Origin of the sequence: Rhodococcus sp. SMB37, from assembly GCF_004345605.1 — a bacterium.
Classification (GTDB): Bacteria; Actinomycetota; Actinomycetes; order Mycobacteriales; family Mycobacteriaceae; genus Rhodococcus.
The window spans coordinates 17,057-38,981 of sequence record NZ_SLVY01000007.1 but is presented as its reverse complement, the minus strand read 5'-3'; the positions used below and the strand labels follow the sequence as shown (position 1 = coordinate 38,981).

General features: G+C 66.9%; 19 protein-coding genes. 14 read left to right on the top strand and 5 right to left on the bottom strand.

Translation table 11 applies throughout. The annotated features are described in order from the left end of the window. Positions 1-67 precede the first annotated feature (67 nt). The 6 genes from EV641_RS13230 to EV641_RS13205 all read left to right on the top strand — a co-directional run bounded on the left by EV641_RS13230 (position 68) and on the right by EV641_RS13205 (position 5,913). A complete protein-coding gene (locus EV641_RS13230; protein WP_241997183.1) occupies positions 68-1,942 on the top strand; it encodes a dynamin family protein in 1,875 nt (624 codons plus the stop codon). A 38-nt stretch (positions 1,943-1,980) separates the two neighbouring features. Beyond that, positions 1,981-3,378, top strand: coding sequence for a GTPase (locus tag EV641_RS13225; RefSeq protein WP_241997182.1), 1,398 nt, complete (start codon positions 1,981-1,983; stop codon positions 3,376-3,378). Between the two features lie 59 nt (positions 3,379-3,437). Next, positions 3,438-4,517: an Hsp70 family protein gene (locus EV641_RS13220; protein WP_132472220.1), complete on the top strand. Its 1,080-nt coding sequence runs from the start codon at positions 3,438-3,440 to the stop codon at positions 4,515-4,517. Positions 4,518-4,612: 95 nt separating this feature from the next. After that, positions 4,613-4,996 (top strand): hypothetical protein, encoded by a 384-nt coding sequence (locus tag EV641_RS13215; protein ID WP_132472218.1) that lies wholly within the window; start codon positions 4,613-4,615, stop codon positions 4,994-4,996. 22 nt (positions 4,997-5,018) lie between these two features. Continuing rightward, on the top strand, positions 5,019-5,342 hold the full coding sequence (locus EV641_RS13210) for a hypothetical protein (RefSeq protein ID WP_132472216.1): 324 nt from the start codon (positions 5,019-5,021) through the stop codon (positions 5,340-5,342). Between the two features lie 52 nt (positions 5,343-5,394). After that, the gene (locus EV641_RS13205) at positions 5,395-5,913 is read left to right on the top strand and encodes a sigma-70 family RNA polymerase sigma factor (protein WP_054719735.1); all 519 of its coding nucleotides are present in this window, start codon (positions 5,395-5,397) and stop codon (positions 5,911-5,913) included. A gap of 3 nt (positions 5,914-5,916) precedes the next feature. Here the strand turns inward: EV641_RS13205 and EV641_RS13200 are convergent, their stop codons facing one another. Next, positions 5,917-7,203, bottom strand: a complete 1,287-nt coding sequence (locus EV641_RS13200; protein ID WP_054719731.1) for a hypothetical protein — start codon at positions 7,201-7,203, stop codon at positions 5,917-5,919. A gap of 80 nt (positions 7,204-7,283) precedes the next feature. Between EV641_RS13200 and EV641_RS13195 the strand changes: the two genes are divergently transcribed. The 3 genes from EV641_RS13195 (at position 7,284) to EV641_RS13185 (ending at position 10,413) form a co-directional block, all read left to right on the top strand. Next, positions 7,284-7,910, top strand: a complete 627-nt coding sequence (locus EV641_RS13195) for a TetR/AcrR family transcriptional regulator (protein WP_132472214.1) — start codon at positions 7,284-7,286, stop codon at positions 7,908-7,910. After that, on the top strand, positions 7,907-9,529 hold the full coding sequence (locus EV641_RS13190; RefSeq protein WP_054720471.1) for an acyl-CoA dehydrogenase family protein: 1,623 nt from the start codon (positions 7,907-7,909) through the stop codon (positions 9,527-9,529). Before EV641_RS13195 ends, EV641_RS13190 begins: the two co-directional genes overlap by 4 nt. Positions 9,530-9,624: 95 nt before the next feature. Further along, positions 9,625-10,413, top strand: coding sequence for an FAD:protein FMN transferase (locus EV641_RS13185; RefSeq protein ID WP_132472212.1), 789 nt, complete (start codon positions 9,625-9,627; stop codon positions 10,411-10,413). Between the two features lie 6 nt (positions 10,414-10,419). On the opposite strand, the gene pgi is transcribed toward EV641_RS13185, so the two are convergent. After that, a complete protein-coding gene (gene pgi, locus EV641_RS13180; protein ID WP_132472210.1) occupies positions 10,420-12,054 on the bottom strand; it encodes a glucose-6-phosphate isomerase in 1,635 nt (544 codons plus the stop codon). 75 nt (positions 12,055-12,129) lie between these two features. Here pgi and EV641_RS13175 point away from each other — a divergent pair, with 75 nt between their 5' ends. Next, the gene (locus tag EV641_RS13175) at positions 12,130-13,581 is read left to right on the top strand and encodes an NAD-dependent succinate-semialdehyde dehydrogenase (protein ID WP_132472208.1); all 1,452 of its coding nucleotides are present in this window, start codon (positions 12,130-12,132) and stop codon (positions 13,579-13,581) included. A gap of 39 nt (positions 13,582-13,620) precedes the next feature. On the opposite strand, the gene EV641_RS13170 is transcribed toward EV641_RS13175, so the two are convergent. Then, the gene (locus EV641_RS13170) at positions 13,621-13,962 is read right to left on the bottom strand and encodes a chorismate mutase (RefSeq protein ID WP_132472206.1); all 342 of its coding nucleotides are present in this window, start codon (positions 13,960-13,962) and stop codon (positions 13,621-13,623) included. Positions 13,963-14,171: 209 nt separating this feature from the next. On the opposite strand from EV641_RS13170, the gene pcrA reads away from it, so the two are divergent. Beyond that, on the top strand, positions 14,172-16,538 hold the full coding sequence (pcrA, locus tag EV641_RS13165; RefSeq protein ID WP_132472204.1) for a DNA helicase PcrA: 2,367 nt from the start codon (positions 14,172-14,174) through the stop codon (positions 16,536-16,538). A gap of 84 nt (positions 16,539-16,622) precedes the next feature. Here the strand turns inward: pcrA and EV641_RS13160 are convergent, their stop codons facing one another. Continuing rightward, entirely contained in the window at positions 16,623-17,582 is a 960-nt protein-coding gene (locus tag EV641_RS13160) for a M23 family metallopeptidase (RefSeq protein ID WP_132472203.1), read from the bottom strand. A gap of 487 nt (positions 17,583-18,069) precedes the next feature. Between EV641_RS13160 and sucC the strand changes: the two genes are divergently transcribed. Continuing rightward, positions 18,070-19,239: an ADP-forming succinate--CoA ligase subunit beta gene (gene sucC, locus EV641_RS13155; protein WP_132472202.1), complete on the top strand. Its 1,170-nt coding sequence runs from the start codon at positions 18,070-18,072 to the stop codon at positions 19,237-19,239. A 15-nt stretch (positions 19,240-19,254) separates the two neighbouring features. Continuing rightward, the gene (gene sucD / locus EV641_RS13150; protein WP_054718134.1) at positions 19,255-20,157 is read left to right on the top strand and encodes a succinate--CoA ligase subunit alpha; all 903 of its coding nucleotides are present in this window, start codon (positions 19,255-19,257) and stop codon (positions 20,155-20,157) included. Between the two features lie 80 nt (positions 20,158-20,237). Here sucD and EV641_RS13145 read toward each other — a convergent pair whose 3' ends face one another. Next, a complete protein-coding gene (locus EV641_RS13145) occupies positions 20,238-20,858 on the bottom strand; it encodes a YigZ family protein (protein WP_132472201.1) in 621 nt (206 codons plus the stop codon). A 64-nt stretch (positions 20,859-20,922) separates the two neighbouring features. Here EV641_RS13145 and EV641_RS13140 point away from each other — a divergent pair, with 64 nt between their 5' ends. Then, positions 20,923-21,888 carry a DUF5336 domain-containing protein gene (locus EV641_RS13140; RefSeq protein ID WP_132472200.1) on the top strand — a complete coding sequence of 322 codons (966 nt, stop codon included), beginning with the start codon at positions 20,923-20,925 and terminating at the stop codon, positions 21,886-21,888. Positions 21,889-21,925: the final 37 nt, after the last annotated feature.

Here is a 21,925-nt window from a genome sequence, read left to right as displayed (position 1 = left end):
ATGTCCGGTAATGCCCGGTTTTCCGGTGTCCGATACTGTCGCTTCCGGTGCAGGAGAGGAGGCGCTGGTGACCGGAACCCAGACCACACAGCCCGCGCAATCCACTGCCACGACGGCTCGTTCCGAGGTCGTCGATGTGGATGTGCTGATAGAGGCGTCGGTCAAGGTGCTGCGCGCCTACGGACGGAACGCCACGGCCGAGCTTGCTTCGGCCAAATCGAATGCGTCTGTGCAGCGCCGCACCGTCGTGGTCGTCGGTGAGGTCCAGCGCGGTAAGAGTGCGCTGGTCAACGCGCTCGTCGGGGAGCTCGATGCGTCGCCGTCCGCCGTCGAGACCACCACATCGGCAGCGGTGCGGTTCGTGCCGCCCGACGACCGACACCCGCCGGGTTCGGCCGAACTGTTGTACGCCGACCGGAGCGTGCCGATTCCTCGCGCCGAGCTCCCGGACTGGATCACCAGCACCGGTGCGCGCGTCTGCGACCCCACGATCGAGGACCTTCCGACCGGGGCGGTCGTCGCGACTGCACAGCCCGTCCTGGGCGGAGCCGTTGTCGTGGATACCCCGGGCTCCGGCGGGCTCGTCGCCTCCCACACGGCGCTCGCGACCCAATCGGCGCGCCAGGCCTCGGTGCTGGTCATGGTGTGCGACGCCTCCACACCGCTGACCGAACCTGAGATGAACTTCCTGCGCGATGCGGCCGCGTCTGTGGAATCGGTGGTCGTCGCGGTCACCAAGACCGACAAGAACCTGCGCCGCTGGCGCCCCATCGTGGGCGAGGATCGCGCGCTGATCGAACGTCACCTGCAGCGGCAGATTCCGGTGCTGGGTGTGTCGAGCCTGCGTGCCGCACTCGCCGCACAGATGCCGCCGGGTCCCGCGCGGGACCGGGCCGAGCGGGCGTCGGGCATCGTCGAACTGCGCGCGCAGATCAATGCCCTGCTCGACGCGAGAGCAGAACTTCCCCAGGCCGACGCGCTCCGCACCCTCCTCGAAGGGCTTCGCCGCGTCGACGAACGGGTCGCCTCGGACATCGCGGTCATCGAGGACAGCGCCACCGCAACCGCTGACCTGACTGCCGAGCGCGACCGCCTGCAAGACCTGAAGAACCGGTCGCAGCAGTGGGAGCAATACCTCGCCCGGGATCTGACGCTGGCCCGCCAGGCCGCACTCGCCCACCTCGACGAGGAACTCGACCGGATCAAGCAACAGTGGACGACCCGGGTCAACAAGTCGTCACTCGAGGTGATGCGGCGCAGCGCACAGAGTTTCACCGCCGACATGCAGACCGATCTGCTCGCGGCGATGGAATCGGCCGCGCAGGTGTTCCTCGAACGTCTCGAAGCGATCGTCGCGGAACTGTTCGGCCCGAATTCACCGCAGTGGTCGGAGATCCGCGAACTCGTGTGGGCCGCGATGCAGACCGGCACCACCATCAGTGCGGGTGAGGTGGGCTCGAAGCGTCAGGGACTGCTCGACCCGAGTGTGCTGACGATGGGCATGATCGGTACGTCGATGCTCGGTGCGGTCATCGGTGTGGGGGCTGTGGCCGGGGTGGTGTGGGTGGCCGTCAATCTCGGTTACAAAGCGATGCGGACGGGAAAGACCAACCTGCTCAACTGGTTGCGTGAGACCTTGGCCGCGACCCGCACAGGCACCTCGCGCATGCTCGAGTCTGCGTTGTCGGTGGGTCGGCCGGAGATCGTGCTGCGCCACCGCGACGACCTGAAGAGCCGGATCGAGGATCTGCAGAGTCAGTTGAAGGAAGCGCAGGAAGCGGCCCGGCTGGACGCCGCCACACGTGAGAAGACCCTCGAGCGGTTGAAGAAGAACCGGAAGATCGTGCAGAACCGGATCGACGCGATCGAGAAGTTGTTGGCAGGGTCCCAGAATTCGGGGGCCCAGAAGACAGGGACACAGAGTTCAGGGGCACAGAGTTGATGCATCAGGGTGGGGGCCCCCAGCGAAGCAACGACCCGGTGCATGCTCGGATCGAATCGGCACTGCACTCCCTCGCGAATCTGGGCGGCGACCTTCCATCGCATGCGTCGCGGATCGGGGCGATCCTGTTCTCGCCGCCGCGCATCGTGGTCGTCGGTCGCCTCAAGGCCGGTAAGTCGACACTGGTCAATGCGCTGATCGGTGCGCCACTGGCGGAGACCGCAGCACTCGAGGCAACCAACGTCGTCACCGTTTACAGCAACGGGGCGCCGTCGCGGGCCGAGGTGGTCAAGCTCGACGGCAGTGTCGTACCGCAACCCCTGAGTTTCGGGGGGACCGTCGAACCGGCTTTCCCTCCCACCGAAATCGCCTATGTGCAGCGGTTTCTCCCGTCCCAGTCGTTGTCGGACATCACCCTCATCGACACTCCGGGGCTCGCGACGCTGACGGTCGACAACGCTGCCACTACACGGCGTGCACTGATCGACGGATACGAGCAGACCCGCACGGCGTCGGTGGATGCCGACGCGGCGATCTTCCTGTTCGATTCTGCACCGCGCGCCGACGAGGTCGACTTCCTGCACCAACTGGGCTTCACCCCGCTGACGACGCTCGGGGTGCTCTCTCGCGCCGACGGATTCGGGGAGGGAGCGCTGGGCCGCCGCGACCCGCTTGCGCACGCCGCCGGCCATGCCGCTGTGCTGGCTGCGCAGCTACCCGGACTCGTCGGCTCGGTGATTCCCGTCGCGGGCCTGCTCGCGGAGACCAGCCACACGGGTCGGCTCACCGAAACCGATGCGCGGGCGTTGCGTTCGCTGGCGGGACCGCCCGGTGGGGAACTGTTCGACATCATCGACGTCGGCGACCCCATGCCGGTGGACCCACCGACGGTCGAGCGACTGCTCGACCTCGTGGGTGAGTACGGGCTCGTGCATGGACGTCAGGTGGCCACGGGTGGTGCGCACGCACTGGGGGCCTGGCTGACCGAACGGTCGGGAATCGGTCGTCTCCGCGAGGTGTTGCACACGTCGCTGCGCGAATACGCGGTGCTGCAACGAGCCGGCCGGATCCTGCAGGAGATCGACTCGCTCGCCTACAGTCATCCCGCTCGCGACCACATCCGATCGATCGCGTACGCGCTCGAGAACGATCCGGCGCTGACCCCGGTGCTGTTGCTGCGGGCGCTGCGGGCGCTGCTGCGGGCGGATCCCTCCGCGCCGCTGGTCGCGGAGTTGGCCGACCTGCTGCGTGGCCGGACGTTCGCGGAACGGTTGCGACTGCCCGCGTCGGCGCCTCCGGGCGCGATTCGCGATGCAGCGGCGCAGCGGCTCGCGGCGGTCCAGCAGCGCACCTTGACAGCGTCCACCGCGGCCGAGGATGCGGCCCTGACGGTGCTCACCCGGGCCTATACCACCATCTGGCGGACCCATAGTTGATTCCGGAATCCCATAGGGCATGATGTCGGACAAAACGGTGTGCTCGTAGAGGGGGTTCGTTGTCCGGCTGGATGCTGTCGATCGATTTCGGTGCGTCGAATACCGTTGCCGCGCATACCAATCCGGTGCGCGGTACGGTCGAGTCGCTGGTCGTCGACGATGCGGTCCGGCCTATCGAGGTCGTGTACGAGCGGACTCTCGCCGCGCACCAGGGGCAACGTCCGACGGTCGTGGTCCTCACGCATCCGGACGCCTGGTCGGAGCAGCAGGTCCGGACGCTGGCCGACGCCGGGGCGCGGGCGGGAATCGACGCGCGCACGATCATGACGGTCTCCGAGGCGCGGGCCACTGTCGAGTATTGCGCCCGGGGGCGCACGCTACGGCGCGGGGCGGTCTTCGCGGTCTGCGACTTCGGCGGTACCTCGCTCGACACGGCTGTCGCCGTCGTGACGGAGGCCGGGGGATTCGACGTGGTCGAGGTCCGTGGTGACGACACCCTCGGCGGCCGCACCCTCGACGCTGCCGTGCGCAGGTGGGCAGAAGGGGTCTTCACCGCGCGCGAGCCAGGGTTCGCTGCGCAACTGCAGCAGGCGCCGTTGGGTGTGCATCGTGAGTTCGACGAGCAGGCGCGGCGCGCGAAGGAAACGCTGACGTACGAACAGTCGGCCACGATCGTCGTGACGGTCGAAGGTGACGAGCACGCCGTGACCCTGACCCGTGAGGAGTTCGAAGCGGCGATCACACCGCATACCGACCGAGTGGTCGAGACGATGTGGGGGACGCTGACCGATGCCGGGTTCGGGGTGGGCGACCTCGACGTCCTCTGCGCGACCGGCGGTTCGGCGCGGATCCCTCTGCTGCGTAACAGGCTGGCGCACCTCGGCCCTCTCACGGCACCGAGCGACCCCGCGGTGGTGGCAGAGGGTGCGCTGATCTTGGCGGAGAACAGCCGGCGGAGCCTGCGTGCCCGCGCGATCGGCTGGATCCGGCCCGTGGGGATGGTGGTGGCAGGCGCCCTGGTCGTGGCGGGTGTCGCCGTGGCCGCGGTGCGGGGGCTCCCCGAGAATTCCTCTGCTCACGGGGGTGGAACCAGCCCGTCGCCCACACAACCGACGGTTTTCGACGAGCACTGGTCGTAGTGCGCGCGCTCGACGAATCTTCGTCGGTCGGGAACATTTGCGGTTGCCGCTGCATCTCATTGTTGTAAGCACGGTGAGCAGCGAGAATCGAGGACATGATGGCCCAGAATCCTTACGGTGTCGGACCCGGATCCAGCTCGGAGCAGAGCCCGATCCCGATCCCGAACCCGGCACTCGGCGAAGGTGCGGTCGACCGTGACGGCGACGGAGTTGCCGACACCCTGTACGTCGATCTCGACGGCGACGGCCGCATCGATGGCGCACTGTTCGACCACAACCAGGACGGCGTGATCGACGAAGGCAATTTCGACATGGACGGCGACGGTATCGTCGACACCGTGATGATCGACGTCGATGGCGACGGTGTGGCCGACGTGATGGGCGTCGACTACGACCAGGACGGCTACGCCGACGAGGTCTACACACTCGAACCCGACACCGGATCGGCGGGGTCCACCGACTCGACCGACCTGATGTGACCGACTCCGGGAAGGTGACGCGATGAACGAATCGGATGTCTCCCTGTGGAAGGCCTTGGGGCTGTCGCCCGACAGTGCCCTCGAACCCGTACCCGACGACGTCTGGACCGCAGCGGTGGGAGCGGCGGTGGATCCTGATGCGGCGGTCGTCGCCTCCGAGCTCGTGCCCGATGAGGCATCTGCACCGGCCGACGGCGGCGACATCGTTCCGGAGGATGACGACATCGTCCTCGGCGACACCGATTCCGGGCCGGAAGACGATACCCCCGACGTGTACAGCGACCTGGGCACCGACCTGGACGATCCGGTCTCCGGTGGACTGGACGGCCTCGACCAGGGATGGTGATGCCCGACCGACGTCGAGGGCGGTAATCTACCGCCACGACATGGGGGTGTGAATGAACGACGACGAGCTGATCGAGCAGTGCCGAGCCGGCGACACCGCAGCGTTCGGTGAGCTGGTGGGTGCTTATCGAACCCGGACCTGGGCGGTGTGCCTCCAGATCACCGGAAATCGGCACGACGCCGAGGACGCGCTGCAGGACGCCTTGACTGCGGCATGGCAGAACCTGGACAAGTTCCGGGGTACCGCCAAATTCAGCACGTGGCTACACCGCATTGCGGCGAACGCTGCTCTGGCGACCGTGCGTCGTCGCCGCGAGGTCATGGTCGACGAGATCGATCTCGGCGCGAGTTCGGAGCCCACGGTGGCCGACCGCGTCGTCGACGTCGATGCAGTGCGCCGCGCGCTCGCAGATCTGCCGGACGAATACCGCACGGCAGTCGTCCTCCGTGAATACGCGCAGCTCAGTTACGCCGAGATCGCCGAACATCAGGGAATTCCGGTGCAGACGGTCAAGAGTCGCATCAATCGTGCGCGCACCCGCCTGGTGGAGGCACTCGCCCCCGCAGTGTGACTCTCACCAGTGCGCGGGCTCGAGACCGCGGGCGCCCATTTCGTCGTCGACATACCTGCGCAGCGTGGCAGCGTCGGGGAAGGCGTCCTCGTCCAGTGCGACGAGTGCCAGCGAGTAGGTGCCGCGATTGCGGTTCAGATACGACGACAGTTTCGTGGGCGTCGACACATGCAGCGTGTCGAGGCCGGGATGCATCGCCCGCATGGCGACGCCGCGGCTGGGATGCGGACCGAACGCGTCGAACAGCGGTGGTGTACGGCCGATGTTCGAGCACATCAGCTCGCGTTCTGCCGACTGCCGCGCGCGGTGCGCGGCTACCCGGTCGGGCATCAATTGGAGGATCTCGTCGGGAATCCCGTACGGAGCTGCCTCTCTCGGGGTGCGGTAGGCGGCCGAGGCCTTGGCGCGCAGTGTCGCCGCTGTGTCGCCCTCGTCGGCGACCAGTTCGGTGATCATCACGCCGTTGGACGCGGTGCCGGACTCGCGCACGTCGACCGGGATCGCGATGCGCATCGGCAGCGTGAGTCCTGCGCGCGTGGCGATGCCGGTCGTGATCGCGAGGAACAGTGAGTTGGAGGAGCCTCCGGCGGCGTGCGCTGCCTCGTCCCACGCCGCGGCGTCGACGTCGACGAGTGCGGTACGGGCCTTCGATCGCACGATGTGCGGCGGGGGAGGGGCCTCACCCGAGCTTCCGAAGCGCACGTTGCGCAGGCCTTTGACGACGCGTCCGGTCAGGTGCAGGGCGTCGCGGAGGTCGGAGTCGGATGCGGCCGACGATCCGTCGTCTTCGGTGGCGATGCCCTTTCCGGCCAGAGCATCGGTCACCGCGTCGATCAGTCCGCGAGCGTCCGTGAGGACGTGCGAGCACACGAGTGAGATGACGGTGCCGCCGCCCGCGACGGGGGCAGCTGCGAGGGCCCAGCCCGGAGCATGCGAGGGGTCGATGTCGACCTCGGCCTGGGCGTCGGCCCAGTCGAGGATCTTGCCGTCGCCGAGAGGATCGTTCGTGTAGCGCACGGGATACGACACGGTGGTGGGTTCGAAGTGGGGGCGGGCACCGGGGATCTTCGACCGCACCACCCTCCGGCCCAGCGGACCCTGCGACAACGCATCGTGCAGCGAGATGAGCAGGGGAGCGTCGATGTGGTCGTCGGTGCGCCACACGCCTTGCATCACCGCCGGGAGACCGAGACCTCGGTGCTTGTGCAGGAATATCTCGTCCACCACCGTGAGGCGATCGGTTCTGGTGCCGACGGTGTGCTCGGCGGTCGGGTCGTTGCGACGGTTCACAAATACGACGGTATCGCCGACTTCCGGTCTGGGCAGCGGTTCCCTTGACTCAAGATATGAATCCAGGTTCAATACTTGGTGTGGCCTATCGGCGAACCCCCGCAGTGCAGCAGCGACTCGACGCGCAACGCGACTCGATTGCGTCCGCGGCGGTCGGGCTGCTCACCGAGCGCGGGTACCAGGGTTTGTCCATCGCGGCCGTCGCCGAGCGAGCCGGGGTCGCCACCGGCACCGTCTATCGGCATTTCACGGACAAGTCCGATCTCATGGTCCGGGTCTTCCGCGAACAGTGCGGCCGCGAGGTCGACGCCGTCAACGCCGTCGCCTCCGCCGGATCGGCCGCCGAACGTGTCGCGCGGGTCGTCGAGACCTTCGCCTCCCGAGCATTGCGGAAACCCACGCTGGCGTACGCCTTGCTCGCAGAACCGGTGGACGCGGCCGTCGACGCCGAACGTCTCGTCTTCCGCCGCGCGTTCGCCGGGGCATTCGCCGACGCGATCCGCTTCGGCGTCACTACCGGCGAACTTCCCCCGCAAGACCCCGACCTCGTGGCCGCGGCCCTCGTCGGGGCCGTCGGCGAAGTCCTCACCGGTCCCCTCGGCGCCGGCGAGGCGTCCGCCACCACCGTCCCTGATCTCGTGACCCTCGCCCTGCGGGCGGCGGGATCAGACCTTGCCCTGGACCAGCCCGAAGGAGCTCCGTCATGACATTCCCGGCCACCCACGAAGTGTTCAATCAGGTACCCGATCTCGTGCCCTACCAGGCCGCCGACGACCAGGCACTGCTCGAAGGGCTCCGCCGCGAGGGCGCGTCCTGGGCCGAGGACGAAGTCCGTGAACTCGGTGCGCGCGCAGGTGGTGTCGAGGCGCAGGAATGGGGCAGGCTCGCCAACGAGTACCCGCCCGTTCTGCACACCCACGACCGCTACGGAAACCGGATCGACGAAGTCGAATTCCATCCGCACTGGCACGATCTGATGACCGTCGCCGTCGAGCACGGCCTGCACGGTGCACCGTGGAGCGATCCTCGTCCGGGTGCGCACGTCGCCCGCGCCGCCAAGTTCTATGTGTGGGGGCAGGCCGACGCCGGGCACATGTGCCCGATTTCCATGACCTACGCCGCGATCCCTGCCTTGCGGCACAACCCCGAACTCGCCGCGGTCTACGAGCCGCTCCTCGCGGCACCCCACTACGACTTCGGCCTGCGCGAACCGTCGTCCAAGCGCGGCCTGATCGCCGGCATGTCCATGACCGAGAAGCAGGGCGGTTCGGACGTGCGGGCGAACACCACGACCGCGACGCCCAACGCCGACGGCAGCTACACGATCGTCGGGCACAAGTGGTTCACGTCGGCTCCGATGTCCGACATGTTCCTGACCCTGGCGAACACCGAGAACGGCTCGTCGTGCTTCCTGCTGCCGCGGGTACTGCCCGACGGCACCCGCAACCGTATCCACATCCAGCGTCTCAAGGACAAACTCGGCAACAAGTCCAACGCGTCGTCCGAGATCGAATATCAGGGTGCGATCGGCACGCTCGTCGGACCCGAAGGTCGCGGCGTCAACACGATCATCGAGATGGTCAACATGACCAGGCTCGATTGCGTCATCGGCTCGTCGACCGGCATGCGGATGGCCACGCTGCGCGCTGTGCACCACGCGCGTCATCGCAAGGCCTTCGGTGCGCTGCTCATCGATCAGCCGCTCATGCGCAACGTCCTCGCCGATCTCGTCGTCGAATCCGAGGCGGCCACCACCATGATGATGCGTCTTGCCGGAGCAACCGATCGCGCGGGCGGTGACGAACAGGAAGCGGCGCTGCGCCGGATCGCGCTGGCGGTGACCAAGTACTGGGTGTGCAAGCGCGCTCCCGCGCACAGCGCCGAAGCCCTCGAATGTCTCGGTGGCAACGGCTACGCCGAAGAATCGGGTATGCCGCGGCTCTATCGGGAGGCGCCGCTCATGTCCATCTGGGAGGGCTCGGGCAACGTCGCTGCTCTCGACGCACTCCGCGCGATGGTCAAGCAACCCGACAGCGTCGAAGCGTTCTTCTCCGAGGTCCGGGCCGCCGAGGGCGCCGACAGCCGGCTCGACGACGCGATCGCGCGCGTCGGTAAGGAACTCGCCGACTTCGAGAACATCGAATACCGAGCCCGACGCATCGTCGAACTCATGGCGCTGGTGCTGCAGGGCGCCCAGCTCGTCCGGCACGGTCACCCGGCGGTGGCCGATGCGTTCTGCGCGAGCCGACTCGATTCCGACTGGGGAATCGCACTGGGCACTCTGCCCACAGGAGTCGACACCGCGGGCATTCTGTCTCGAATCTGATCACTATCGAGGTCTGTTTCGGCACCTGACCGGCGCGAATATTCAGGGCATACTGGAAGCCAACGTCCCTGAAACGATTGCGGGTGGTGCCCGTCATGATCAGCAGCACACAGTGGCGGGGGTGGGGGGAAGACGTCGCACTGGCAGTCACCGAGTGCGCGGCACTCGGTGACGCCGAAGAGCTTGTGCGGTCGGTGATCGAAGAGTCCGCGGCCGCATGCGACCTCCGACGCGGCGACGCGGAGATCCATGCGGTCAACCTGGCGCAGGGCACACCCGTGCGGGTGAGTCCCAGGCTCGCGGCCCTCCTGCGGTCGGCGCTGTGGGCCGCGCGGATGACCGACGGCGCGGTCGATCCTGTCGCGGGCGACGACGCGACCCTCGACGGGAGGTCGGTGCCTCCGATCCACCCGATTCCGCGCTATCTCGACGTCCAGCTCGACGACGACACGGTGCTCGCGCCGTGGGGCGCGAGCCTCGACATCACCGCCACCGCGCACGCCGACGTCACCGACAGGGCGGCAACGCTCGTCGCGACCGTTCTCGAATGCGGGGTGCTGGTGCAGATGGGCGACACGATCGCCACTGCTGGACACTGCCCGGCGGGCGGGTGGCAGGTGTCACTGCCCGATCACGGAATCGTCGAGCTGCCGGCAGGTGCCGCGATGAGTTCGCGAACATCGACCGGTGACGAGCAGCGATGGGGCACGATCACCGTCATCGCAGCGGACGCGGTGTGGGCCGACTCCGCCGCGACGACAGCCCTGCACCGGGGAATCGGGGCGCTGTCCTGGCTCGAGCAATACGAGCTCGCGGGTCGTCTCATCGACTCGAGAGGCCGGATCCACACGACGTCGACGTGGTCGGATCCGCGGGCGGCCTGAATTTCGTCAGCTCTGTCGCATGCGGTGATACGTGCGGATGAGTGCGTCGGTCGAGGCGTCGCCCGTCGACGGGGCGCTGTCGCTCTCCAGCGCCGGCTGCAACGCCGTGGCCTGGACCTTCCCCAACTCCACTCCCCACTGATCGAACGAATCGATACCCCACACCACACCTTGTACGAACACCTGGTGTTCGTACAACGCGATCAGCTGGCCGAGCGTTGACGGCGACAACTGCGGCGCGAGGATCGTCGTCGACGGACGATTGCCTGGCATCACCTTGTGTGCCACAAGTTCGTCCGAGGTGCCCTCGGCGCGGATCTGCTCCGCAGACTTCCCGAACGCCAGCACCTTCGACTGCGCCAGCATGTTCGCCATCAGGATCGCCTGCATCGACCCGGTGCCGTCGCGGCCCGGCAGGTCTACCAGGGCGCGCGCGAACCCGATGAAATCGGCCGGCACCAGATGCGTGCCCTGATGAAGAAGCTGATAGAACGCGTGCTGCCCGTTCGTGCCCGGCTCACCCCAGAAGATCTCCCCGGTCGGGTAGTCGACGGCAGATCCGTCGACCCGCACCGACTTGCCGTTCGACTCCATCGTCAGCTGCTGCAGGTATGCCGGAAACCGCACCAGGTCATTGGCATACGGCAACACCGCCCGCGACTCCGCGCCGAGGAAGCTCGTGTACCACAGGCCCAGTATCCCGAGTAGGACCGGAGCGTTGTCCTCCAGTGGCGCCGTGCGGAAATGCGAGTCCATCGTGTGGAAGCCGGCCAAGAACTCCGCGAACCGGTCGCGGCCGATCGCGCACATCACTGACAACCCGATCGCCGCATCCACCGAGTAGCGGCCTCCGACCCAGTCCCAGAACCCGAACATGTTCGCCGGATCGATCCCGAACTCGACGACCCGTTCACGATGCGTCGAGACCGCCACGAAATGTGATGCCACCGCCTCGTCTCCGAGCGCGGCGACCAGCCAGCGACGCGCGGACGTGGCGTTCGACAGGGTTTCGAGTGTCGAGAAGGTCTTCGACGCCACCACGAACAATGTCGTCGCGGGGTCGAGTCCGGTGAGCACTGCAGTCAGATCCGCCGGATCCACATTCGACACGAACCGAACCTCGGGACCGTCGGCGTAGTACCGCATCGCGCGGGTGACCATCACCGGCCCCAGATCGGAGCCGCCGATACCGATGTTGACCACAGTTGCGATCCGCTCGCCGGTGGCGCCGCGCCACCCACCCGAACGCACCCGGTCGGTGAACTCGCCCATCGCGTCGAGTACCTCGTGTACCTGCGCGGCCACGTCCTCGCCGTCGACGACCAGCGACGAGCCGCGGGGAAGTCGCAGTGCGGTGTGCAGCACGGAGCGACCTTCGGTGACGTTGATCCGCTCACCGGCGAACATCGCGTCCCGCCGGTCCTCGACCCGTGCTGCCCGCACGAGACCGAGCAGCAACTCCAGGGTCCGGTCGGTGATCCGATGCTTGCTGTAGTCGATCGACAGATCGCCCGCCGTGGTGTACATCCGCGTGGCACGCTGAGGGTCCTGCTCGAAGAGGTCCCGCAGGTGTATCGACTCGACCTCCGCCCGATGCGCAGCGAGTTCCTGCCATTCGACGGTGGAGGTGATGTCGATCATGCGAGAAGCCTAACTCTCACCTGCGGTTACTGCCGGGCTGGTGACGAAAGGTGTCCTATCAAGCATTATAAGGAAATGGACACCGCAGAGTTGATCCGTTCCGTTCCCACAGACCTGTTCCTCGGCGGACACTGGGTGCCCGCCGAGAACGGCAACACCTTCGCCGTCCGTGATCCCGCCACCGGCGACGAACTGACCCGGGTGGCAGACGCCTCGGCCGGCGACGCATCCGTGGCGCTCGACGCGGCCGTGGCCGCCGGACCCGGCTGGGCGGCGACGTCGCCGCGGCAGCGCGGCGAGATCCTGCGGAGCGCCTTCGAGAAGATCACCGCCCGCGCCGACGACTTCGCCCACCTCATGTCGCTCGAGATGGGCAAAGCTCTGCCCGAGAGCCGATCCGAAGTGGCCTACGGTGCCGAGTTCCTGCGGTGGTTCTCCGAGGAAGCCGTCCGGATCGCCGGTCGCTACACGCAGGCCCCGGCCGGGACGGGGCGCATCCTCGTCACGAAGCAGCCGGTGGGACCGTGCCTTGCGATCACCCCGTGGAACTTTCCGCTCGCGATGGGCACCCGCAAGATCGGTCCCGCATTCGCTGCCGGCTGCACCATGCTGGTCAAACCCGCATCCGAGACGCCGCTGACACTGATGCTGCTCGCACAGATCTTCGCCGAAGCAGGACTTCCCGAAGGCGTGCTTTCGGTGCTGCCGACGTCACACGCGAGCGCCGTCACCGGGCCGCTCCTCGACGACCCGCGGCTGCGGAAACTCACCTTCACCGGGTCGACCGGGGTGGGCCGCTCGCTCGCAGAAGCTGCCGGCCGGTCGCTGCTGCGCACGTCGCTCGAGCTCGGTGGCAACGCGCCGTTCCTGGTGTTCGACGACGCCGACCTCGACGCTGCCGTAGACGGCGCAGTGGCCGCGAAACTGCGCAACGGCGGGGAAGCGTGCACCGCCGCGAACCGATTCCACGTCGCGAACTCCGTCAAGGAGGAGTTCGTCACCAAGCTGCTCGACAAGATGGCGACGTACCGGGTGGGGCCAGGTACCCACCCGGACACGACACTCGGGCCCCTGATCAACGAATCGCAGCGGAACACCGTCGTGGAACTCGTCGACGACGCCGTCTCGGCCGGCGCGCGCGTGCGCCTCGGCGGACAGGTTCCGGACGGGCCGGGGTGGTTCTATCCCGCGACGGTGATCGACGACGTTCCTCAGCAGGCGCGCATCCTGCACGAAGAAGTGTTCGGGCCCGTCGCCGCGATCAGCGGATTCGACACGGAGGACGAGGCGATCGCCGCAGCGAATGACACAGAGTACGGACTGGCGGCCTACGTCTTCACCAAGGATCTGGACCGGGCGCTGCGACTGTCGGACGCGATCGATTCGGGAATCCTGGGCGTCAACCGCGGAGTGGTCTCGGACGTCGCGGCGCCGTTCGGCGGGGTCAAGGACTCGGGACTCGGACGGGAAGGCGGCAGTGAAGGGATCGAGGAGTATCTCGACACCAAGTACATCGCCCTGCCGTAACCGACGAGCCGCGCAGTAACCGACGGCCGGGGGCGTCTGCTAGTGGCCGAGGCGTCCCCGGCCGAGGCGCAGAAGCAGCATCGCCAGGGTGTGGCCTTCCTGGCCGAGTTCGCTGAAGCGCTCGAGCACCTTCATCTCGCGGCTGTGAACCAGCCTGGTGCCACCGGAAGCCATGCGAGTACGGCCGATCAGACGGGACACCTCGGCGCGACGCTTGACTGCGGCCAGGATCTCCGCGTCGAGTCGGTCGATCTCCTGGCGGAGCTCGTCGATCTCGGCCTCCGTGGTGGGCACGGGGTCGGCTGCGGTGCCGTTCGATACAGCGGCACCGTTCGATGCAGCGGCACCGCCGGTCAGGGAAGCGTCGATGTTCGTACTCATGTCATCTCCTCGCGTCAGCTCTGAAATCGTCCGGGAAACGGGGGCTGTTACCGGAATCGGGAAACGTCGGTGGTCGAGACGCGAAACCGACCGTATGCTCGCAGCTCGGCCGAACGAAGGACACATGACATAGCGTCCAGTTTGCCACCCGGACACCTCGCGGCCAAGTCGGATTCGATGTCCGACCTGTCCGGTAGTTTGGGAGAACGATGAACACACCTGCAGCGCTCGCCCATTCGCTCCCCGCTTCCGACGCCCTCCTCGAGGGTCTCAATCCGCAACAGCGGGAAGCAGTCACCCACGAAGGTGCACCGCTGCTCATCGTCGCCGGAGCGGGTTCGGGCAAGACCGCCGTGCTCACCCGCCGGATCGCATACCTGCTGGCCGAGCGCGGTGTCGCACCCGGACAGGTGCTTGCCATCACCTTCACGAACAAGGCCGCGGCCGAGATGCGCGAGCGTGTCGCGGGTCTCGTCGGGCCGCGCGCGCATGCGATGTGGGTCTCGACGTTCCATTCGAGCTGTGTGCGCATTCTCCGGGCTCAATCGGCACTGCTGACCGGCATGAATTCCAACTTCACGATCTACGACTCCGATGACTCCCGTCGCCTGCTGACGATGATCGCGAAGGATCTCGAGCTCGACACCAAGAAGTACTCCGCGCGGCTGCTCGCCACGCAGATCTCGAACCTGAAGAACGAGCTGATAGGCCCCGACGAGGCCGCCGCCACCGCGAACTCCGATCCCGCTCCGCTCCCGAAGATCGTCGCGAGTGTGTACGCGCAGTATCAGAAGCGGTTGCGCGCGGCCAACGCGTTCGACTTCGACGACCTCATCGGCGAGACGGTCGCACTCCTGCAGGCTCATCCGCAGGTCACCGAGTACTACCGTCGTCGGTTCCGTCACGTCCTGGTCGACGAATACCAGGACACCAACCACGCGCAGTACGTGCTCGTGCGCACCCTCGTGGGCGACCCCGACGAACCGGCCGATGTCCCGCCGAGCGAGCTGTGCGTGGTGGGAGACGCCGACCAGTCGATCTACGCCTTCCGCGGGGCGACGATCCGCAACATCGAGGAGTTCGAGCGCGACTACCCGCAGGCCCGCACGATCCTGCTCGAGCAGAACTACCGGTCGACACAGAACATCCTGTCGGCCGCGAATGCCGTCATCTCCCGCAATTCCGGGCGGCGCGAGAAACGACTGTGGACCGACGCCGGCACGGGTGAGGCGATCACCGGCTACGTGGCCGACAACGAGCACGACGAAGCCCGGTTCGTCGCCTCCGAGATCGACAGGCTGGTCGACACCGGGGAGGTCAAATACTCCGATATCGCCGTGTTCTACCGCACCAACAATGCTTCTCGCCCGTTCGAAGACGTGTTCATCCGTCACGGCGTGCCTTACAAGGTGGTCGGGGGAGTGCGGTTCTACGAGCGGAAGGAAGTTCGCGACGCCGTCGCATACCTGAAGGCGCTCGACAACCCCCACGACACGGTGAGCCTGCGTCGTATCCTCAACACCCCGCGCCGCGGTATCGGCGATCGTGCCGAGGCGTGTGTCGCCGTCCACGCGGAACGGCACGGGGTGAGCTTCGGGCAGGCACTGCTCGACGCCGCGGAGGGCAACGTCGCGCTGCTGAACACGCGTGCGCAGAAGGCGATCGCGGGCTTCGTCGGCATGCTCGACGACCTTCGAATGATGTTGAGCGAGACCGACGCCGACGGAAACGATGCGGTCGACATCGGCGATGTGGTCGAGGCGATCATCGAACGTAGCGGTTATCATGCCGAACTTGCTGCCAGCGACGACCCTCAGGACGGCACCCGCCTCGACAACCTGCACGAACTTGTCAGCGTTGCTAGGGAATTCAGCTCGGACGCTCGCAATGCTGCCGGTGTAGACGACGCCGAACCGGAGGAAGGGGAGCCCGCCCCGGGTTCTCTTGCCGCGTTTCTCGAGAAGGTGTCGTTGGTAGCCGACGCCGACCAGGTTCCCGACAACGACGCCGGCGTCGTCACGCTCATGACGCTGCACACTGCGAAGGGGCTCGAGTTCCCGGTGGTGTTCGTAACCGGTTGGGAAGACGGACAATTCCCGCACATGCGGGCGCTCGGCGACCCGGCCGAACTGTCCGAGGAACGGCGCCTCGCATATGTGGGGATCACCCGCGCGCGTCGTCGCCTCTACCTTTCCCGCGCGGTGCTGCGCTCGGCGTGGGGTCAGCCGGTGACCAACCCGGAATCACGCTTCTTGCAGGAGGTTCCGCAGGAACTCATCGATTGGCGTCGGACCGATCCGGGGCCGGCGCGCGGGCAGTCCATCGGGTCGGGCGCCGGATCTCGTTTCTCGGCCGGCGAATCACGTTCGGCAACTCCGAGTTTCGGGCCCGCGCGGGGCCGGAACAATCATCTCGTGCTCGCCGTGGGCGATCGCGTCACACATGACAAGTACGGTCTGGGGACGGTGCTCGAAACCAAGGGATCCGGACCCACCGCGACGGTGGTCATCGATTTCGGAAGTGCCGGCAAAGTGCGGCTGATGCTGGTCGGCGGTGTGCCGATGACCAAGCTCTGAGGAAGAATTGCGTCGCAGAGGTCGGCGGAAGAATCACGCAGGGGCGATGCGGTGGCGCGTCCCGGTGCGGAGCGTAAGGGTTTCTCAGTCGGCGTTCTGGCCGAGGGAGATGCCTCGGGTGGCGAGCCACGGCAAGGGGTCGATCTTGTCGACGCCGCCCAGGTGAACCTCGAAGTGCAGGTGGGGGCCGGTGGAGAATCCGCGGTTGCCCATGGTGGCGATCTGATCGCCCGCCATGACCCGCTGACCGACGGTGACGAGCGATTCGTTGATGTGCCCGTACACGGTGACGGTACCGTCCGCGTGGAGCAGGCGAATCCACATGCCGAAGCCCGAAGCCGGACCGGAGTCGATGACCTCGCCATCGGCAACCGCGAGAATCGGAGTGCCGATCGGGCCGGCGATGTCGACACCCGCGTGCAGGGTGCCCCACCGGGCTCCGAAGTTCGAGGTGAAGGCGCCGACGGCCGGTAGGACGAACAGAGGACGACGGGCGGCCTCTTCGCGCGCTGCCCGCTCCTCGCTGAAACGCTGACCCTTGGCGAGCAGGTTCGAGAACTGCGACAGATCGTTGGGATCGGCGATGTTGAGAACCTGGGGTGCCTGCGAGGGGGTGGCGCCGTCGCTCGCGGAATCGGGCGCGAACTGGGCGGCCTGTGGAACGGCCGTCGCGGTGAGGGTGTCGGCGTCCGAGGTGTCCGCGGCGAGCGCGATCTCGGAGGTCGCGGGGCTCGAACCGGAGTTGCTGGTCGCGGCCTGCCCGGCGGCGACGACGGCACCGGCGGCGACAGCGAAGACGGCTGCGCGGCCCTTGAGTGCGGTGGGGGGAGTGGGGATGCGGTGGGCACCTGTACGTGGCGCGGGGGAGTTGACGTCCTCGACCGGCTCGCTGCCGTAGTACGTGGGTTGTGCCTTGCCTGTGTTGCGGAAATCGGTATTGCGGTAGTGCGGGCTCTCGGATGAGCTCCAGGGATCCCAGGCGTCGTCCGGTTCGGTGGTGGAGCGGCGAGCGGGGCTGCCGGTGATCTGGCTGCCTGGACGCATGCCGTCCTCCTTCATCGTGACCTCATCGTTACTTGAGCTGGCAGTGACGGTAACGAAATGGTCGCGTGTGGGGCAAGCCGTAAGCCCGAACCGGGCGGTTATGTGACTGGCATCACAGTCTGGACCTGGTCGGATCGGGCATTTCCCTCCAGGTCACGAATTCAAACCGTCGGATATCGCACGGATCGCGAACGTGATCGGCGAGCGTCGCGTCCGGCTGTGTGCTCGACCACCGGGACCCTCGCCGGGTGCCGGTCATCATGCAGTCTCGGTCACCTGTCATTCTGGATCAGGTGGTCCTCTCGGTTGTCGTACAGCTGCCTTCCCGGAGGTAACCCCGTGAGGTAGTACGAGACCTGCGGAGTCCGTGATGTGCGCCACAGAGTGCGGGCGCGGTCGTTTCGTAGGTCGTCCGAGAAACTAGAGTCCGAAATCGGCCCGCTCAATACCCCCGAGCGGGCGAGAACGCAGACGAGACGGTGAGCAGATGGATCTCTTCGAATACCAGGCGAAGGAACTCTTCGCCAAGCATGACGTGCCGACTTCGGCCGGCCGTGTGACCGACACCGTCGCCGGTGCCCGCGAGATCGCCGAGGAAATCGGCAAGCCCGTGATGGTCAAGGCGCAGGTCAAGGTCGGTGGCCGTGGCAAGGCCGGTGGCGTGAAGTACTCCGCCGACGTCGATGCCGCCCAGGCCAACGCCGAGGCCATTCTCGGCCTCGACATCAAGGGCCACGTCGTCAAGAAGCTGCTGGTCGCAGAGGCGAGTGACATCGCCGAGGAGTACTACATCTCCTTCCTGCTCGACCGCACCAACCGCACCTACCTGGCTATGTGCTCAGTGGAGGGTGGCGTCGAGATCGAGGTCACCGCCGAGGAGAACCCCGACGCCCTCGCGAAGATCCCGGTCGACGCCGTCAAGGGTGTCGACCTCGCTTTCGCTCGCGAGATCGCAGAGGCCGGCAAGCTGCCCGCAGAGGTGCTCGACGCGGCCGCCAACACCATCCAGAAGCTGTGGGAGGTGTTCATCAAGGAGGACGCGCTCCTCGTCGAGGTGAACCCGCTCGTCCGCACTCCCGACGACCAGATCCTCGCCCTCGACGGCAAGGTCACCCTGGATGCCAACGCCGACTTCCGTCAGCCCGGCCACGCCGAGTTCGAGGACAAGGACGCGACGGATCCGCTCGAGCTCAAGGCCAAGGAGAACGACCTCAACTACGTCAAGCTCGACGGCGAGGTCGGAATCATCGGTAACGGCGCCGGCCTGGTCATGTCGACCCTGGACGTCGTCGCCTACGCGGGCGAGAACCACGGCGGCGTCAAGCCGGCCAACTTCCTCGACATCGGTGGCGGCGCCTCCGCTGCGGTCATGGCTGCGGGACTCGACGTCATCCTGAACGACGCACAGGTCAAGAGTGTGTTCGTGAACGTCTTCGGCGGCATCACCGCGTGTGACGCGGTGGCCAACGGCATCGTCGGCGCGCTGAAGACCCTGGGCGACGAGGCCAACAAGCCGCTCGTCGTGCGCTTGGACGGCAACAACGTCGACGAGGGTCGGCGCATCCTCGCCGAGGCCGCTCACCCGCTGGTCACGGTCGTCGCAACCATGGACGAGGCTGCCGACAAGGCTGCCGAGCTCGCCTTCGCCGCGAAGTAAGGGACACACAGAACAATGGCAATCTTCCTGACCAAGGATTCCAAGGTCATCGTCCAGGGCATCACCGGCGGCGAGGGCACCAAGCACACCGCACTGATGCTCAAGGCCGGCACCCAGGTCGTCGGTGGCGTCAACGCACGTAAGGCCGGCACGACGGTTTCGCACACCGACGCCGACGGCAACCCGGTCGAGCTGCCGGTCTTCGGCACTGTCGCCGAGGCCATGAAGGAGACCGGCGCGGACGTCTCGATCGCGTTCGTTCCCCCGGCCTTCTCCAAGGACGCCATCGTCGAGGCCATCGACGCGGAGATCCCGCTGCTCGTGGTCATCACCGAGGGCATCCCGGTGCAGGACTCCGCGTACGCGTGGGCCTACAACGTCGAGAAGGGCAACAAGACCCGGATCATCGGCCCCAACTGCCCCGGCATCATCACCCCGGGCGAGGCGCTCGTCGGCATCACCCCGGCGAACATCGCCGGCAAGGGCCCGGTCGGTCTGGTTTCCAAGTCCGGCACCCTGACCTACCAGATGATGTTCGAGCTCCGTGAGTACGGCTTCTCGACCGCCATCGGCATCGGCGGCGACCCGGTCATCGGCACCACCCACATCGACGCCATCGAGGCTTTCGAGAAGGATCCCGAGACCAAGGTCATCGTGATGATCGGCGAGATCGGTGGCGACGCCGAAGAGCGCGCTGCCGACTACATCAAGGCCAACGTCACAAAGCCGGTCGTCGGCTACGTCGCGGGCTTCACCGCTCCCGAGGGCAAGACCATGGGCCACGCCGGCGCCATCGTCTCCGGCTCCTCGGGCACGGCCCAGGCCAAGAAGGACGCCCTCGAGGCGGCCGGCGTGAAGGTCGGCAAGACGCCGTCCGAGACCGCGGCCCTCGCGCGCGAGATCCTGGCTTCGCTCTGAGCCTGTAGCACCTGAGCAGATCCACCGCGGCGCCCTTCCGGACCACATGGTCCGGGAGGGCGCCGCGTTCGCATCTCCACCTACAGGTCGATCCACTCGGTGCCCGCAGGTTCGAGTTCACCCGCACCGGAAGTCAGCGACGCCACCAGCCCTGTGAGCTCCGTTGCATCGCCCGCGACCGTGAACACCACCCGGTCGGTGTAGGCGACGTCGAGCACTGCCGTTCCACGCCCACGCAGTTCTGCCTCGAGCCTTCCGGCGTCGGCATGCCCGACACCCAGCGTGAACTTTTCGCGCTTCTGTCTTTCGACGAGTGACGCGGTGTCCAACGCCGTCGACACTGCACCCGAGTAGGCGCGGACAAGACCTCCCGCGCCGAGCTTGATGCCGCCGAACCAGCGCGTGACCACCACCACGATGTTCACGAGGTCGCGGTGATGCAACACCTGCAGCATCGGGACACCGGCCGTGCCACCGGGCTCGCCGTCGTCACTCGACCGTTCCGCACGGCGCGCCTGATCGTCCCCCACGATGAAGGCCCAGCAGTGGTGACGCGCGTCCGGATACAGCCGGCGTTGTTCGTCGACGAACGCGGTGGCATCGCCGGTCGAGTGGACGCGACGGATCGCGGCGAGGAACCGTGAGTTCTTCACCTCCGTCTCGACGAGGATGTCCGATCCTGGCGCGAGTGTGTGCGGCATGGCCACCATTCTGGCTTCGGGTGCATAGGGTGGTGATCAGCGACCGACTACTGCAGGAGGATCGATGTCATACCCCAGCGGCCCATCCGTCCAAAGCAAGGTTGTGCCGTTGCTGTTGCCGATCGGCGTGGCGGTGCTCGGCATCGTGAACTTCATCGTCGGACTGGCTCCGTACGTGAGGATCACTTTCGGCTCGTTCGTGTCGTTGTCGTCGTTCGACTTCGGGTTTGCGGTCGTGCCGCTCGCGTTTCTGCTGTTCGGCGGTGGTTGCGCGGCTCTGTCGTTGCTGCCCGGCCAGGATCTGCGCGCGGCCGCGGTGGTCGCGTCGGGGGTCGGATTCGTGACATCGCTGTTCCAACTGTTCCACCTTCCCCAGGACACGGGCATCGCCTGGGGTGGCGTGACCATTCTCGTGCTGGGTCTCCTGCAGACGGCGCTCGCGGTGTTCGCGCTGCTCTTCGGGATCGGCGTGCTGGTCCCGGGGCAGCGCCCCGCCCCGCAGGGTCCCTACGGTCAGGGCTTCCCCCAGCAACCGGTCCAGCAAGGAACACCCCAGCAGGGCAGCCCTCAGCAGGGCTTTCCACAACAGGGCATTGCGCAACCAGGATTCCCGCAGCAGGGTCAGCAATTTCCGGCGGGCCAGGTCGGTGCCCAGTATCCCGGCCGGCAGTTCGAAACCCAGCAGTTCGGGGCCCAGCAACAGCAGTTCGGGGGGCAGCAGCAACCCGGTCAGATGCAGTACCCGGGGATGCAGCAGCCCTACCCGGGCCAACAGGCTCCGTTTGAGGGACAGACATCACAGACATCTCAGCAGGCGCCCTACAGCGAATACCTGCAGCCGTACGCGGCGGCGCAGCGTGATGCAGAGCAGTCTCACGAACCGGCCCAGTCGTCGCACGAACCGGCGCAACCCCAGGAGTCCGAGCCAGAGCAGTCCCACGACACCGGATCGGGCGCTGCGCCGGTTGCCGAGAACACCGGCGACGAGGCGCCGACGCAGGTGTTCCGTGCGCCCGACGACCAGCGGTGATCGGCGCGCCTGACGCCGTTGGCCCACCGGCGGTGCA

Bases quoted from the DNA above. Each gene is read 5' to 3' on its own strand.
- EV641_RS13215 (WP_132472218.1), top strand. From the start codon at position 4,613: ATGATGGCCCAGAATCCTTACGGTGTCGGACCCGGATCCAGCTCGGAG.
- EV641_RS13210 (WP_132472216.1), top strand. From the start codon at position 5,019: ATGAACGAATCGGATGTCTCCCTGTGGAAGGCCTTGGGGCTGTCGCCC.
- EV641_RS13205 (WP_054719735.1), top strand. From the start codon at position 5,395: ATGAACGACGACGAGCTGATCGAGCAGTGCCGAGCCGGCGACACCGCA.
- EV641_RS13190 (WP_054720471.1), top strand. From the start codon at position 7,907: ATGACATTCCCGGCCACCCACGAAGTGTTCAATCAGGTACCCGATCTC.
- EV641_RS13185 (WP_132472212.1), top strand. From the start codon at position 9,625: ATGATCAGCAGCACACAGTGGCGGGGGTGGGGGGAAGACGTCGCACTG.
- pgi (WP_132472210.1), bottom strand. From the start codon at position 12,054: ATGATCGACATCACCTCCACCGTCGAATGGCAGGAACTCGCTGCGCAT.
- EV641_RS13175 (WP_132472208.1), top strand. From the start codon at position 12,130: ATGGACACCGCAGAGTTGATCCGTTCCGTTCCCACAGACCTGTTCCTC.
- EV641_RS13170 (WP_132472206.1), bottom strand. From the start codon at position 13,962: ATGAGTACGAACATCGACGCTTCCCTGACCGGCGGTGCCGCTGCATCG.
- pcrA (WP_132472204.1), top strand. From the start codon at position 14,172: ATGAACACACCTGCAGCGCTCGCCCATTCGCTCCCCGCTTCCGACGCC.
- EV641_RS13160 (WP_132472203.1), bottom strand. From the start codon at position 17,582: ATGCGTCCAGGCAGCCAGATCACCGGCAGCCCCGCTCGCCGCTCCACC.
- sucC (WP_132472202.1), top strand. From the start codon at position 18,070: ATGGATCTCTTCGAATACCAGGCGAAGGAACTCTTCGCCAAGCATGAC.
- sucD (WP_054718134.1), top strand. From the start codon at position 19,255: ATGGCAATCTTCCTGACCAAGGATTCCAAGGTCATCGTCCAGGGCATC.
- EV641_RS13145 (WP_132472201.1), bottom strand. From the start codon at position 20,858: ATGCCGCACACACTCGCGCCAGGATCGGACATCCTCGTCGAGACGGAG.
- EV641_RS13140 (WP_132472200.1), top strand. From the start codon at position 20,923: ATGTCATACCCCAGCGGCCCATCCGTCCAAAGCAAGGTTGTGCCGTTG.